The 15,364-nt window shown below is 53.6% G+C and carries 12 protein-coding genes; 7 read left to right on the top strand and 5 right to left on the bottom strand.

The window, feature by feature from the left end:
• Window positions 1–2 precede the first annotated feature (2 nt).
• The 3 genes from R2K28_RS19055 to R2K28_RS19045 are packed head-to-tail and all read left to right on the top strand — an operon-like array spanning window position 3 to window position 3,343.
• A complete protein-coding gene (locus R2K28_RS19055; RefSeq protein WP_316366953.1) occupies window positions 3–2,117 on the top strand; it encodes a nitric oxide reductase activation protein NorD in 2,115 nt (704 codons plus the stop codon).
• A 49-nt stretch (window positions 2,118–2,166) separates the two neighbouring features.
• Entirely contained in the window at window positions 2,167–2,778 is a 612-nt protein-coding gene (locus tag R2K28_RS19050; RefSeq protein WP_316366952.1) for an MlaC/ttg2D family ABC transporter substrate-binding protein, read from the top strand.
• A 55-nt stretch (window positions 2,779–2,833) separates the two neighbouring features.
• Window positions 2,834–3,343: a retropepsin-like aspartic protease family protein gene (locus R2K28_RS19045; protein ID WP_316366951.1), complete on the top strand. Its 510-nt coding sequence runs from the start codon at window positions 2,834–2,836 to the stop codon at window positions 3,341–3,343.
• 43 nt (window positions 3,344–3,386) lie between these two features.
• On the opposite strand, the gene R2K28_RS19040 is transcribed toward R2K28_RS19045, so the two are convergent.
• On the bottom strand, window positions 3,387–3,794 hold the full coding sequence (locus tag R2K28_RS19040) for an HU family DNA-binding protein (protein WP_116476092.1): 408 nt from the start codon (window positions 3,792–3,794) through the stop codon (window positions 3,387–3,389).
• A 404-nt stretch (window positions 3,795–4,198) separates the two neighbouring features.
• Here R2K28_RS19040 and R2K28_RS19035 point away from each other — a divergent pair, with 404 nt between their 5' ends.
• Window positions 4,199–4,765 (top strand): chalcone isomerase family protein, encoded by a 567-nt coding sequence (locus R2K28_RS19035; RefSeq protein ID WP_316366950.1) that lies wholly within the window; start codon window positions 4,199–4,201, stop codon window positions 4,763–4,765.
• A gap of 431 nt (window positions 4,766–5,196) precedes the next feature.
• On the opposite strand, the gene R2K28_RS19030 is transcribed toward R2K28_RS19035, so the two are convergent.
• On the bottom strand, window positions 5,197–6,735 hold the full coding sequence (locus tag R2K28_RS19030) for a gamma-glutamyltransferase family protein (RefSeq protein ID WP_316366949.1): 1,539 nt from the start codon (window positions 6,733–6,735) through the stop codon (window positions 5,197–5,199).
• A gap of 214 nt (window positions 6,736–6,949) precedes the next feature.
• Between R2K28_RS19030 and R2K28_RS19025 the strand changes: the two genes are divergently transcribed.
• From R2K28_RS19025 to R2K28_RS19015, 3 genes are read left to right on the top strand one after another with little or no spacing between them, the layout of a single operon-like run.
• Window positions 6,950–12,133 carry a cyclic nucleotide-binding domain-containing protein gene (locus R2K28_RS19025; RefSeq protein ID WP_316366947.1) on the top strand — a complete coding sequence of 1,728 codons (5,184 nt, stop codon included), beginning with the start codon at window positions 6,950–6,952 and terminating at the stop codon, window positions 12,131–12,133.
• Window positions 12,134–12,164: 31 nt separating this feature from the next.
• Window positions 12,165–13,025 carry a PfkB family carbohydrate kinase gene (locus R2K28_RS19020; protein ID WP_316366946.1) on the top strand — a complete coding sequence of 287 codons (861 nt, stop codon included), beginning with the start codon at window positions 12,165–12,167 and terminating at the stop codon, window positions 13,023–13,025.
• Window positions 13,018–13,374, top strand: coding sequence for a Rieske (2Fe-2S) protein (locus R2K28_RS19015; protein ID WP_316366945.1), 357 nt, complete (start codon window positions 13,018–13,020; stop codon window positions 13,372–13,374). The genes R2K28_RS19020 and R2K28_RS19015 overlap by 8 nt, the downstream gene beginning before the upstream one ends.
• 43 nt (window positions 13,375–13,417) lie before the next feature.
• Here R2K28_RS19015 and R2K28_RS19010 read toward each other — a convergent pair whose 3' ends face one another.
• The 3 genes from R2K28_RS19010 to R2K28_RS19000 all read right to left on the bottom strand — a co-directional run bounded on the left by R2K28_RS19010 (window position 13,418) and on the right by R2K28_RS19000 (window position 15,274).
• Window positions 13,418–13,618, bottom strand: a complete 201-nt coding sequence (locus R2K28_RS19010; RefSeq protein ID WP_116447108.1) for a hypothetical protein — start codon at window positions 13,616–13,618, stop codon at window positions 13,418–13,420.
• A 212-nt stretch (window positions 13,619–13,830) separates the two neighbouring features.
• The gene (locus tag R2K28_RS19005) at window positions 13,831–14,124 is read right to left on the bottom strand and encodes a DUF6763 family protein (RefSeq protein WP_316366943.1); all 294 of its coding nucleotides are present in this window, start codon (window positions 14,122–14,124) and stop codon (window positions 13,831–13,833) included.
• 109 nt (window positions 14,125–14,233) lie between these two features.
• Window positions 14,234–15,274, bottom strand: coding sequence for an NADP(H)-dependent aldo-keto reductase (locus tag R2K28_RS19000; RefSeq protein WP_316366942.1), 1,041 nt, complete (start codon window positions 15,272–15,274; stop codon window positions 14,234–14,236).
• Between the last annotated feature and the right edge of the window lie 90 nt (window positions 15,275–15,364).

Raw genomic sequence — 15,364 nt, 5'->3', positions numbered from 1 at the left:
GTATGAGGTCTGAGCTCAACCAGGCCCAGATTCAGGCGTTGCTCGATGAGTACTTCGAAGTCGAGTACAGTTTCCGCAACACTCAGAACATCTGTGAAGAACTGCTTGGTCTGCCAGCCGATGACCAGAGATTTATCCTTGACTGGATAAGGCGGACCGCCAGTACCCATATCGAGATTGCTTATCAGTTTGCACAACAGGCGCCTAAGGTGCTGCGCTTGATGGACAAGGCGATGATCGAAGCCTGGTTGGTGCAGGCGATGGATGTGTACGATCTTTCCGGCCTGCATGCGGCATTGGCGACGCTCCGGGATGTGGAGGTGTTCGTCGAACAGGGACGGGAACGGGCTGCCGGGTCTCTGTTCGATGAGCAGGCTGGCGTGCTGCTCCCTTTCGTGCAGGGTTTGTCCGGGCGAAAGTTGAAACTCGAGCGGGCCGATGCTCTCTATACCGATGGTGAGGTGATATTTCTTCCCGCTGTCATGGCCCATCTGCCGAATCCACGGGATAACTTTCTACTCTACAAGGCGGCTGTAGCCTATCATTGGGCGCAAGTTCGTTTCGGCACCTACCGTGCCGATTTGATCGCCTATCTGCAGCAGCATCCCACACCGGACACGGCGCTGCGTTATTTTCACGCGGTTGAAAGTGTGCGTCTGAATGCCTGCATCGAGCGCGAACTGCCAGGTCTGTTTCGGGAGATGGGTGAGCTCGAGAAGCAATTGAATCCTGAATCGAAACCCGCGGGCTGGGAGCGACAGCTGGCCTTTCTGCGAGCACACGATGCCACCGCCCAGGACTCCCTCGATCTGAGTAAACGCATCATCGGTGATGCGTTGCCGAAGCTGGCCCTTTTCCACGGTCAATTGAAACCGGGGTTGGTGGCGGCGGTTATGCAACGCCGGATTGAAAGGGAAAAGGTGAAGCTGCGAGTGGCCTTGAAGACGATTGCCGATGATCTGCAGCAGTCCGATGATGAGCAGGAGCCGATTCAGCGGTTTTCCATGCCGGCTCTGGATGATGTGGAGTCGAGGGAGGAGATGCGGTTTGAGTTGCAGGTCAATGGAAAGTCCGTGCCATTCTCGGAAGAGATTAAAAATCTCGCCACATCGATTGTTCAGGATCTCGGGGATATCCCTGAAGAGTATCTGACCCCAGCGGGGCCAGGAGAGTACGACCTGAAAGATTTGGAAGACGAGACATTGAAGCCGCAAGAGGTGTGGAGCGGCACCTATCATGAAGATGGTGCGTTTCTCTATCAGGAGTGGGACTATCGGCGTAAGCACTACCGCAAGAACTGGTGCGTGGTGCGAGAGATGCCTGTGGAGGAGGTGCACGACGATTTTGTGGCCGGGGTGATGGTCAAATATCGTCGCTTATTGTCGGGTCTGCGCAAGACATTTGAGGCGTTGCGCGATGAGGATCGATTGCTCAAGCGTCAGGCACAAGGTGATAGCGTGGACATCGATGCCTTTGTCGAGGCCTGGGCTGATATGCACAAAGGACTGGAGATGACCGACCGTCTGTTTACACGCATGCAGCGTGAGGAGCGGAATATCGCGGTGATGTTCATGGTGGATATGTCCGGCTCGACTCAGGGTTGGGTCAATCAGGCGGAGCGTGAGGCCTTGATTTTACTGGCTGAGTCACTGGAAACCCTGGGGGATCGCTACGCGATCTATGGCTTTACCGGGATGAGCCGCAAGCGTTGCGAGGTGTTTCCGGTGAAGCGATTCGATCAGCCTTATGATGCGGCGGTCAAGGCCAGGATCAGCGGTATGCGGGCCGGGGACTATACTCGCATGGGCGCAGCCATACGCCACTTGAGTCATCTGCTGGGTGAGGTCGAGGCGAGAACCAAATTGCTGATCACATTGTCAGATGGCAAACCGGATGATTACAATGATGATTACCGTAGCCAACATGGCATTGAGGATACACGGCAAGCATTGTTCGAGGCGAGACGCCAGGGAATTCACGCCTTCTGTATAACTATTGATGAAGAGGGGCAGGATTATCTGCCACATATGTATGGTGCTGCGAACTATACGGTTGTCAATGAAGTTGAAAAACTACCTTTGAAGGTTTCTGATATCTATAAAAAAATAACCACCTGAAGATTGCGTGCGTCAATCCACGCAAACTCACCACCCAAACGGAGGAATTATGAAAAGAGTATTAATTGCCATTGCCAGCATGAGCCTGTTTGCTACATCAGTGTTGGCGGCCCCGGGCTACAACTATCCCGCCTCACGGATGCAGGCCCCTGCATACCAGGAGGTAGGGCCGGATACACTGCTGCGTGAAGGGATGACCAAATTACTGAGATACCTGCGTACCGCTGATAACCCCCAGCCGCGACAGATTTCCGGGTTTCTTGAGCGTGAAGTGGCGCCCTATTTTGATTTTGCCTACATGGCGACCTGGGCGGCGGGTCCTATGAATCGAAGCATGAATGATCAGCAACGCATGGAGTTGGCGCAGCAGATCAAAACCCTGCTGTTGGGAACGCTGGCAAAGAGACTTATCAGCTACGACAATCAGGATGTGCGTTTTTATCGACCGCGCCGAGTCGGTGACAATGAGGTGAAAGTGCGGGTCGGTATTCTGCGGGCCGGCGGTTATCCGGCAAACCTGGATTTTCGCTTCTATCGTAGTGAATCGGGCTGGAAGGTGTTTGATGTGTCGGCAAATGGCAATAGTGCATTGGCTTATTATCGCCGCCACTTCGCCAACCAATCCCGCACTCAGACAGGCAGCAGGAACTACCGCCGTTAACCTAACCTACATTTAATTTAAACTGTGCCTGCTAGCCGCCGGGCAAATCTGCCACATGAGTGAACGACAGAGGTTCGGACGATGGATGATTCTTTTCGCCTGGTTGCTGCTGTTGCTGCTGTTGACCCTGCTGTTTTCACAGTGGCTTGATAAGCGAAATAATCCGAACCGGGATTTGCAGGTCACAACGATTGGTGGCGGTAAGACGGGAGTCGTATTGCAAAGGAATCGAGCCGGACACTATGTTGCACCTGGCCGCATCAATGGGATAGACGTAACATTTTTACTCGATACCGGGGCGACCTATGTCGCGGTATCCTCCAGCCTGGCGGAAAGGGCGGGACTGCAGCGAGGGATGCCAATGCAAAGCAGGACCGCCAACGGTGTGGTGCGCAGTTGGTTGACGAGGATAGATCGACTCCAGTTAGGGCCGATTGAGATGCGAGAGGTGAAGGCTACTATTCTGCCGTCTATGCCTGATGGAGAGGTGTTGCTCGGCATGAGTTTTCTCAAGCATCTCTCCCTGAGGCAGCAGGGCGGGGAGCTGGTGATATTGCCCCAATAGTTGATTGCAGCTGCCACTACAAAGGTAGTGGCAGCGGAATCGATCAGCCGATCTTGTCTTTCAATGCCTTGAGCGCAGTTACCTTGACCACGGTCTTGGCTGGCTTAGCCGCAATCTTGATGGCTTCGCCAGTAGCAGGATTTCGGCCCATACGCGCCTTGGTGCGAGGTTTGATAACCCGACGTACCTTGACGCCAGTATCAGGAATGGTTATCTCGCCAGAACCCCTGCGTTGCATATGACGCGTGATGAGTGAATCCAATGCGCCGAAAACTGAGGAAACTTCCTTTTTCGTCAGGCCCGTGTCTTCGGCGATAGCGCTGATGATCTGGGTCTTTGTCTGCTTGGTTGCGATGGCTTTCAAGCGTGGTGCTGCTGCTACTTTCTTTGCAGCTACCTTTTTCTTTGCTGCTTTTTTTGCAGTCTTTTTGGCGGTTTTTCTGAGGGCCATAGGGTTTGCTCCTTCTGATGAACATGGTTGTGCATGGTAAAAATAACACAGATTCTAATTAGTTAAATATGAAAAACCAGTTTTTTATATAGTTTTTTCATGATCTCGATTAATTTCTCTCCCATTTGATAGATTATTTCGCTATAAACAGAGTTGGCAGCTAAGCGTATTTGGCGCTTCGGGTGGCTGGTGGGCTATGATTGAAACGCATGTTATTACAGTCGGTGTGCCATTCATCTGAAGATAATCTGGGCTGAAGCTTCCCGGTCGATATTCAGAAATCAGATTCATGGCTCCGATATTTCACTACTCAGGATGTAATGCTATCTATGCCAATCCAACCGATTGGGATCGTAACGCTAGCGGCAGTCCGATTGGATAATTGAACAAAGGATGAAGAAGTAATGCAAAAAATAGTTGTTGCCTCTCTTTTGGCCCTCAGCATGATGACCAGTCAAGCCCGGGAAGTTGCCGGCATATCTTTGCCGGAGCAGATTGTCCGGGATGCGGATAGTGCTGAACTGGTCTTGAATGGCGCCGGTATTCGAAAGAAACTCTTTTTCAGCATCTATCTGGCCTCCCTCTATCTTGAGCAATCGACCAGTGACATCGCCGAAGTGCTGGCTGTTGACCGGCCTGCCCGAGTTCAGATGCAGATTCTCTATTCGGAGATTGAAAAAGAGAAATTCGTATCCGGGTGGAATGATGGCTTCAGCGCCAATCTCGACGCCGACAAGTTACAGGCGGTGCGTGATCGACTCGATCAATTCAATGCCATGTTTCAGACATTACAGGAGGGTGACCTGATAAGCCTGGACTACATACCCGGCACAGGCACCCATGTCACCATCAAAGGGGTGGAGAAAGGGGTTATACCAGGCGGGGATTTCTACCAGGCGCTGCTGCTGGTGTGGTTGGGCGATTCGCCAATCAGCAAATCCCTTAAACAGGAACTGCTTGGTTCAGACTGACTCGTAGCCCGTCCAGAAATAACACGTGTTTTAGCCCTCCGACGCCCCAACAGTACTTCCCTATACTGATGGGGCTTACGCGGCATCCTTGCCGCTACTGCGAAAGACAAGCGTCAGGCGTAGTGGGCCAAGCGGGAAGTTCTGTAACTCTCAGCCAGTCCACAAGCCAAGGTGACAAGGCGTGCGAGCGCAGGACTGGCCGTAGCCAATTCAAGTGAGCACAACACGGTCAGCTTGGCTTGTGGGCTGGCCCATGGGGAGCCCCGCAAAGGGATCAATTCGGCGTTGCGCTTCTTGGAAAGGGCCTGCCATTCCCCGCGAAGCGCGCCTTGCTTTGATCCCTTTGCGGGGCTCTGAGAATTACAGAACTTCCCGCTTGGCCCACTAGCCATTGATATTGTTATTCGACGGGCATTAACTATTGGTATGGGTTATACGGACAGGCTGACGCCGCCACGGCGTTCATCGCCAATGCCTATGTGATTTCCTTTATCATCCAGCAGGACACAGTGGGTTCCACCGAAGAACAGATTTTTGCTCTGCCAATGCTGTTGCTTCGGGAATTCACTCTTCAATATGTCGCCGATTGCAGCATCGATCCCCGGTTCCATACTCAAGAGTTCGCTTTCGTAGTGGATGCGGGGGAAGGAAACGGCCTGTTCGAGGGGCATGCCAAAATCGAGCAGGTTGATGATGACCTGCAATATCGCGCTGCGAATCCGGTTGGATCCCCCGGAACCCAATACGATCGAGCGGCCGTCGTCGGTCAGGATCAGGGTCGGCGCCATCATCGAGGCAAGACGTTGGTTGAGCGGCCATTGATGGAAACCTTTTGGGTTCAGATCCTCCTCGCCTAACATATTGTTCATCATAATCCCTGTGCCCGGTATCACATAGCCGCTGCCCTCACCGTTGGAGAGGGTCATGCTGGCAAGATTTCCATCCCTGTCTGCGATGCTGATCTGGGTGGTGCCGCGGGTGGACAAGCCTCCCTGGCGCAGACGTTTTTTAAACTGCTCGCTGATATCTGGATCGAGTAGACGCTCCATGCTCGAATGGTGATCCATTCTTGCTATCTGCGTTATCTGCATGGTTTGCGCAAGTCTCCTGATATGATCCTCTTCACCGGCACTGTTTGGGTCAATGGTGTGGGAGGCCAGTTGACCCAGGGAAAAGGCGATCAGTGTGCCACCCAGGGAAGGTAATGGGTTGGTTAAAATTTGTGCGCCGTGGTATCTGTATCGCAGAGGTGAACGCCGGAGAAGCGCATAACCGAGCAGATCATCCATCTGCAGATGGCCGCCTCTATCTCGACAGTCATTGACCAATTGTCTGCCTGCCTCACCCTCGTAGAATAACCTCTCCCCTTCATGTTGTAGAATCTTCAGGAAATCCGCGAAGGCGGGTAATCGATGGCGTTCACCCTCAGAGATCAGGCGATCAGGGCTTTCTGGCGAGGCATTGATCTGCAGGGCCTCCGGGGTCGCACGCAGAATTGGGGCGACGATGGTGGATATCAGGTGCTGAAACGGATTGATGGATACACCCTTGGTCGCCAGTTCGATCGCCGGTTGAAACAGGGTTCTCAGGGGTAGCCGGCAGTGATTGTCATGAATGGTGTACAGGCCCTTGATGAACCCGGGCGTGGCTATGGAGCCCATGCCAATATGGAAGGTTTGGCTGGCGGTGCCGAAATCAGCCTCGATCGGATAGAAGCCAAGTTCGCCCTCGGTCAGCTTCCGGTGCGGGGTTTGGGCAAAGAAATCGTAGACCAGCGGGTCAGATTGGGCGGGCCTGGCGGTGAGAAATCCCCCTCCGCCGAGTGATGCGAGTACCGGCTCGGCCACGCAGGCGGTCAGCATCGAGGCCACTACTGCGTCGAAGGCGTTCCCGCCCTCTCCCAGTATCTCGCATCCCGCCTTAACGGTTTCGTAATGTCCAGCGGCAATAATGCCCTTAAACTGTTTCACATTTCACCCGTGTGATATTAAATTAATTGATCTGGGTCGTTGCATCATAACCTTGATCCAGCTATGGTTTTGTGTTCGCAATTAGTGCGAACCTGGTCGAGATTCGCTCATATATAAGGTTAATATACCCGTTCAGTTTTAAAAAAAAGTGCCGTTACATAGAGGAGCGATGTGACCTCTCCATTAAGGATCAAAATTCCTGAGCATTTTAAGAATGGCCGTGCCCGATAGTAAAAACGATGACGTCCTACTCAAGAATCTGGTGCCTCTGAACACGCTTTCAGAAGAGCAGCTCGGACATCTATTGAGCCAGATTGCGATTGAGAAGGCCAAAAAGGGTGATTACCTCTTTCGCGAAGGGGATACAGACCACCAGAATGTCTATCTGCTCTCCGGAACAGTGGCCCTGCTGTCCGGGCAGAAGGAGATGGACCTGATCAGCAGTGGAACGCCTACAGCGCGTTTCGCCCTGGCTCACCAGCTGCCAAGAAAGCACTCCGCACAGGCGAGAACCAACGTCAGTTTCGTCCGTGTCGACAGCCGTTTACTCAGCGATATGCTGGCACGAAGCCACAGTGCGAGCTATGAAGTGAAGGACATCGAGCAGCCGAGCAGCGACGATTGGATGACCCTGCTGCTGCAGTCACCCATATTTCAACAGATACCCCCGGCTAATCTGCAGCGTGTCATGATGCGGATGGAGGAGATCAAGGTCAAAGCAGGGGCTGAAATCATCACCCAGGGGGAAGAGGGAGACTACTTCTATCTCATCAGTAAGGGAGAATGTAACGTCTCGCGCACCCCTGAGGCCGGGCATGCCCCGGTAGAGCTGGCTATATTGCGTGCCGGCAAAGGATTTGGCGAGGAGGCCCTGATCTCCAACAAACCCCGTGGCAGCTCGGTCACCATGACGACAGATGGCGTACTGGTACGATTAAACAAGAATGATTTCATTGAGTTGGTCAAACAGCCCCTCTCCAGATCGATCGATTTCAAGGAGGCGGCCGCAATGATCGAAAAGGGGGCGCTTTGGCTGGATGTGCGTACCCCGGAGGAGTATGAGGAGGGGCATCTTCCCGGTGCGATCAACCTGCCATTTTTCTCCTTACGCTTTCAAGCCTCCAGCCTTACCCTCGATCGGGCCTATGTTGTGTATGGTGAGGAGGTCGGTCAATCCGCCACAGCCGCATATCTGTTGACCGAGCGCGGCGCAGAGGTCTTCGTTGTGGAAAGCAACTGGGATCAGATCGCTGAGATCGCGGGCTTCAATAAACAAGGGGATCCGGCAGGCAGCAACAATGTCATCGATTTCAACCGTGAATCGGATGAAGCCGCTGACGCCACCGAGGGAACCGGTGTCCCTCAATCGGTGGTAGATCGTCTGCAGAAGGAGTTGGCGGAAGCCCACCGTCAATTCGAACAGGAGTTGGAACAGCGGCATACCGAAATCAAACTCCTGCGCCAGGCCCTGGCGGTGGCCAAGAATCGTATGCAAACAGGCGAGGAGGGTGCAAAAAACGCGCATGCCCTGGAGCAGGAGGTCGACTCCTTGCGCAAGGCCCTCGCGATGGCGGAATCCAGGCTTGCGGAGGGGGAGGGTCTGGAGGCTGAAAGGCAGGTGCTGCAGGAAAGGATCGATGAGTTGGAACACGCACTTGATACGACCCGGGCCGATCTGAACGGGGCCAGGAAGAGTCATGATCAAGCATCCCACCAGAGCAATTTGTTGCGTGAACAACTCAAGCAGCTGCAATCCAGTCAAGAAGGAAACGAGAGACAACTCAACGCAGAGATTGAGGTATTACAGAGCGAGATTTCCCAACTCCAACAAGAGGCAGAAACCTTTCATGCTCAATCGACCCATGAGCATGAATCCGTCCTCAAGGAGCGGGATGAACTGCAACAGCATCTCCAGGAGACGGAGACTCAACGCCAACAGCAGGCAGACGAATTAAAGACGATTACGGATGAGCGTGATCAGTTGGCCGAATCGCTGCAGCAGACGCAGCAGAATATGACCGCCGAGGCGGCTGAGCTTGGACAGAGACTGGAGTCGACCCAGCAGGAGCTGTCTCAGGTCCAGTCTGAATTGGAGCAGCATCGAACCGAGCATCAGCAGCAGTCAGACGAGTTACAGACGATCACGCAAGAGCGCGATCGGTTGGCCGAATCGCTGCAACAGACTCACCAGAACATGACTGCAGAGTCAGCAGAGCTTGAGCAGAAACTGGAATCCACCCAGTACGAACTGTCTGAGGCCCGGTCGGCGCTGGAACAGCAACAAGCCGAACATCAGCAGCAGTCAGACGAGTTGCAGGCAATCGCGGAACAGCGTGATCAGTTGAATGAATCGCTGCAACAGACCCAGCAGGATTTGACTGCAGAGGCAGCCGAGCTTGAGCATAAGCTTGAGTCTGCCCAGCAGGAGCTGTCTAAGACCCAAGCGGATCTGGAACAGCAACAGGCGCAACGCAAGCAGCAGGCGTCTGAGCATGAACAGAGACTGGAGTCGACCCGGCATGAATTGTCTCAGCTTCAATCGGAGTTGGAGCATCAGCAGGCCGAACATCAGCAGGTCGTTTCCGAACTGCAGGATCAGCTGCAGGAATCCAACCAGCGAGTAGAGCAATCTGCACAACAGGCGGAAAGTCAAGTCAGCGGTCTGTTGCAGACTCAACAGGAGCTGAAACAGCAACTGGAAGCTGCCGAGTCGGCCCAGGGCACCCTTCAGAGCGAGCATGATGAACTGCAACAGCGCTATGGCGAGGAACATGCGCAGGTCATCTCCCTGCAGCAGGAACTGCAGGCGTTGGATGACCGCAGAACCGGTCTGGAGAAGGAACTCGAAGCGGTACGCCAGGCAGGCAACGATGCGGATGCCCAGTATGCCAACGCCATGGAGTCCCTGCGTGGTGATCTTGAAGAGGCCAGAAGCGCCTTGGATCAGCTCAGACAGGAGAAGCATCAGAATGACGAGCTGCTGACGAGTCGCGAGCAAGATCTTGAGAAGTCGGAAGCCAGGGCCAAGCAGCTGCAGGATTCCCTTGATGAACAGGCAGGGAGTCATGCGGGTGAGGTATCCGAGCTAGAGCAGAAACTGGAAGCATTCGAACAGGCACATCAGCAAGCCGAGGAGAGGGAACAGCAGTTGCAGCAGGAGTTGGATGCATTGCAGCTACATGAGGATGAGATCACATCCCGTTCCCATGAGGCACTGTTAACACTTAAAGATCAATTACAGCAGGCAGAGGCGGAAGCCAAGCAGCAAAAAGAAAAGCGGGTTGAGTTCGAGGCGCTGCTGGAGCAGGAGCATCAGACCGCTCAATTCCTCAAAAAATCTCTGGAGACCGCTGAACAGTCGGTGAATCAGAGCAGTGTCGAGTTGGAAGAAAAGAAACAGCTGCAACAATCCCTTGAGCGGCAACTGACCGCATTGCAAGAATCCCTGCAGGGTGCCGAGCAGGCGCAGAGCGAGTTGCAGCAACAGCAGGATCAACAGCAGCTTGAGTTGCAGGAGCGTATACAGGTCGCTGAAGCGCAGATCAATGAAAAGACTCAGCAGGCAGAGCAGTTGGGACAAGCACTGGAGGAGACCAAGGAATCCCTGCAGTCAATGGACCAGGCTTGGTCAGAGATGGAGGCCAAGCAACAACAACTGGCTGCAGAGAAGAGTGGATTGGAACAGCAGCTGAATGAGGCCCAGGCTGAGATGCAGCAATCCCTGCAGTCAATGGACCAGGTTTGCGCGGAGATGGAGACCAACCAAGAGCAATTGACTGCAGAGAAGAGTGGCTTGGAGCAGCAGCTCAATGAGGTTCAGGCTGAACTGCAGCAATACCGGGAAGGCACTGAAGCGACTTTGGCAGAGGAGAAACAAAGAGTTGAAAAACTGCAACAGGAGTTGACGGCTGAGCAGGCGTCAGCCGAGTCTGTTGCGGCATCCTATGCCGAGCTGGATACGGAACACAAGGCGTTGCTGGAGACAAAGAGATCCCTGGAACAACAGCTCCTCGATCTCAACAGTGAGCTGGAGCAACAGCGGCAAGAACTACTGGGATTGAATGAGCGTAGCGAGCTACATGAAGAGCAGGAGAAGACGCTCTCTCAAACTGTTGTACAACAAGAGCAGGATCTTGAGACGCTGCAGCAGCAGTTACAGGAGAGTCAGCAGGCACTGGAACAGTTCCAAGGAGAAGCCCGGGAAGAGACCGAGAGTTACCGGCAGCGCGAGCAGGAGTTGAAGCAGACCATCGGGCAGCAGCAGGCTGAAATGGATGAGTTGCATATCGCCCTGGCGGCTTCGGTCGAAGGGGCGGAGCGGATGGTCGACAAGCGCGAAGTGAAAGAGAGTAGAGACGCGCTGCGCAAGGCGGAAGCGACGATCAAGACGCTTAAACGCGAGGTGGAGGGCCTGCGTGAAGTCCAGATGGAGATGGAGAGCCAGCTTAGTGACGATGTGGAAAACGAAGTGCATGCACTCCGGTTGGAATTGGAAGCCGAGAAGAAGAAGCGTGAGAAATCGGAGAAAATGGCGCGCCAGGCGGATGTCTTGCGACGGGAGCGTGATGTTCAGGAGACGGCGATTGAGATGCTGGGAGAGGATCTCGAAGTTCTCACCAAGGAGAAGGAGGGCCTGACCCGGCAGCTTACGGAGATGCGTAATCAATATACAGATATGGTCAATGAGAATGACCATTTACACTCTGAAATGAGTGGCATGCGAGAGCAGGTATCCGATTCCAGTCTGGCGGATGATCTGCTGGGTCAGATGGAGGAGTTGCGTCACAAGGCCGAGAGGTATGAGCGGGAACGTGATGGCGCCAAGGCTGAAGCGAGCAAGATGCGCCGTGAAGTGAGCGAACTGCGTAGCGTTATCGAGACCTATGTGGAGCAGATCCAGGATGTACAGTCTTTCGGTGTAGACGAACAGGTGAATGCGCTACGCACAGAGCTGGATATGGTGCGTCGTCAGGCAGCAGCGGATCTGGAGCATATGCGTAGTGAATTACATGCTGCGAAGTCCCGTCTCGGTACATCAGAAAATCGCGATGTTGATGAAGTGGCGGCACTCCAGGCCAGCCGCCAGGAGAAGGTCTCACTACAACAGTCCATTAACGAGAAAGATCACCTGCTGAAGATGTCGCAAAGTCAGTGCCGCTCATTGGAAGATGCCATCGAGGACCGTGACAAAGAGGTGGATCAGTTAAAACGTAAGCTGGAACTGTTACTCAGAAAGGCCGGTGGTTTGGAGTTGTCTTCAGAGCAGTATGACAACAGCCATCTGGCAGATGATTCCATCATGCGCAACGAATCGCCCCGGCCGTCATCTACAGAAAAGAGCAGTACAGGTCCAGACTCGAAACGCACATCCCTGGGGCGTCTGTTTCGCAGGAAATAAACTACCCTCTCAAAGTGCCGGGTAAATAATTATGCAGGTGCTTGCGGTTGGCGGCGCGACCCTTGATATCATCAACAGTGTTCCAGTCTATCCCAATGAGGATGATGAGCTGCGCGCCACTTCCCATCAGGAGTGCCGTGGTGGCAATGCCACCAATACCCTGGTGGTTTTGAGTCAACTGGGTCACCAATGCAGCTGGGCAGGCGTGCTGGGCGATGATAAGTCGAGTCGATTGATCCTGCGTGACTTGCAACAGCAGGGTGTTGATACCCAATGGGCAAGGATTCAGCCTGAAGGTTTCACACCGACCTCTTATATCCTCTCCAGTCTGGCCACAGGTTCGCGAACCATCGTTCATTACCGGGATCTTCCGGAGTACGGGATCGAGGCCTTTGAACAGATCGATCTTGCGAACTACGCTTGGATCCATTTTGAAGGGAGAGAGGCGGCTGTGTATGAGCCGATGCTCAGACATGCCAGACTTGCAGCACCATCCGCGACCATCTCCCTGGAGATCGAAAAACCCAGGACAGACATCGAGCGGCTCATACCGCTGGCAGATGTTGTAATTATCGCCAAGGCCTATGCCTCCTCCCATGGCTATGAGAATGCGCTGGATCTGTTTGAAGCGATAGGTACAAGCCCGGGTTCGGTCATGCTGTTTGCAACCTGGGGCGAGGATGGTGCCTGGCTGCAGACGGTTGATGGAAATACCCTGCACATGCCGGCATATCAGCCGGGGCGGGTGGTCGATACCCTGGGGGCGGGGGATGTCTTCAATGCCGGCGTGATAGACGGCTTGCAGGCGGGCCTTGAACCCGCTGAGGTATTAGGCAGAGCGGTTCGTCTGGCCGGCGAAAAGTGTGGACGTCGGGGGCTGGACATTGCTTGAGCGTCATCCGCTGTGTGATATCTCAACCCTTGGAGATCCGGGAAGCCGAGGTTTCGTCCTGGAGTCACAGGGTGGGAGTGTGGCCCTATTCGTGGTGCGTCGCGGCGAACTTCTGATGGCGTATAAAAACAGCTGTCCCCATACCGGTGTCAATCTTGAATGGCAGCCGGATCAATTTCTTGATCTCAGTAACAGCTATATTCAGTGTGCTACCCACGGTGCCCTGTTCAGACTGGAAGACGGTTACTGTTTACGCGGTCCCTGTGCAGGTGATGCGCTCGAGCCCGTAGAAGTCAGGTTGGAGGCAGGCCAGGTTGTGGTGATCCTGGATAGAAAAACCGGGTCGTGAAGACCCGGTTTTGGGTGGTACAGAGAGAAAGGCTCTTATCCCATCAGCTCATTTCGTCAAGGAAGGCGTTTAAGTCCGCCAGGACCAACTCGGGCGGAATCTCTCTCTCTGTACGCTGTTCAGTTGTCACCAACTGGAGTTGTAGTGCTGGAACGGATGCGTCAGGCGCAATAAGTTGCGTGGTCTCATCAGTCAGGCCGTTATCAACGATCTGTCCTGTACTCATGTCGTAGACTCTCTTCATTTTGCACCTCCTGCACCACGTCTCAGTGGGGGTTCGTTACTTAATTTAGCGGCGTGGGTATAGCTAACTTTAACTACTCAGGCTCAATTTCGGTGTTATCGCCAGGATTTCACATCCTTACAATAACTTACGTGAGCACTAAGCCTTTGGTTTCACTATGCGGGTCTGGATGGGGGTTTTCAACGGTAGGAAAAAAAGGGTTGAAGACTCGATTACTCCGTATCCTCCAGATTATCGAGTGGATTGGGGATGATTTCACCTGCCGGATGGTCCAGATCGACACCATAATCGTCTTTCGAGAGGTCATAAGAACCTGACCAGTCTTCCGGTGGTGCAATGGGTTTGACCTCCAGCTCCTTCCAGTCTTCCAGGTCGTACTCTTCCACGGTTCCGTCATAAAACTGGACCTCCACGACACCCTCGTCCAAATCAAAGGCCACAACCTCGAGATTGTCACCATCGACTGTTTTAAACCAGGCGCCAATTTGGATTCTCGGTGAGTTCATTTTTATGGGTCTCCGCTAGATATGTTTATCCCCGGGGATAGTTCGATTATGGCTCTGAAAGTGGTTTATTACCATTGCGATTCTGCATTTTTATCAATTGACCATCTGTCTAAGGGGCTGGGTTGGGCTGTTGGGTATGGATTGCTTCGATCCCCTGCAAAACCTCTTTGGATAGACTGGTGTTAATACTTTCAAGGTTCTCATCAAGTTGTACCAAGCTGGTTGCACCGATGATGTTGCTGGTGACGAAAGGGCGGCTCGTGACATATGCCAATGCCATTTGTGCGGGATTAAGGCCCTCCTGCTGTGCCAGCCCGACATACTCTTCGGTCGCCCGTTGAACTTGCGGATTGGAGTAGCGATCGAAACGATCGAAAAGGGTCAGACGAGCCCCTTTCGGCTGCTGCCCATTGAGATATTTACCGGAAAGTACCCCGAATGCCATTGGCGAGTAGGCCAGCAGACCGCAGCCTTCGCGATGGGCGATCTCAGCCAGTCCGATCTCGAAGGTACGATTCAGTAGGTTATAGGGGTTTTGAATTGAGACCGCCCTCGGCAGATCGTGCTCCCGGGCCAGATGCAGATAGCGCATCAATCCCCATGGGGTCTCGTTGGAGACACCGATATGGCGTATCTTTCCCGCCTTTTTAAGATCATCCAATACTTGCAGGGTCTCCAGGATCGGTGTCATCTGCTCGGATTCGACTGCTTGGTAACCGAGCTTGCCGAAGTAATTGGTACTACGATCCGGCCAATGGAGCTGATAGATATCAATGTAATCTGTCTGTAGTCGTTGCAGACTCTCATTCACTGCCGCCTCGATATTGACTCTGTCGAGATGGAGATTGCCGTCTCTCAGGTAGCTTAACCAATCCGCCGGGCCGGCAACCTTGGTGGCGATGATCAGGCGATCGCGCTGACCCTGACGGGCAAGCCAAGTGCCGATATAGCGTTCGGTCAGCCCCTGGGTATTCCCCTTGGGTGGAACCGGATACATCTCGGCTGTGTCGATAAAGTTAATACCGGCATCCACTGCCCGGTCGAGCTGAGCATGGGCCTCAGATTCACTGTTCTGCTCACCATAGGTCATGGTGCCCAGGCAGAGCGCGCTTACCTTAATGTCAGTGTGGCCGAGCGGGCGGTATTTCACGGGAGTCTTCCCCTGCTATTGTGGTCGGGTTGGCGGGCCTAACACCCAATATCGAGGTTTCGGTTTTTGCTGACTAACAGCATAACTGAA

The sequence above is a fragment of the Candidatus Thiodiazotropha sp. CDECU1 genome (genome assembly GCF_963455295.1).
GTDB lineage: Bacteria > Pseudomonadota > Gammaproteobacteria > Chromatiales > Chromatiaceae > Thiodiazotropha.
This window is presented reverse-complemented; position numbering and strand designations above follow the sequence as displayed.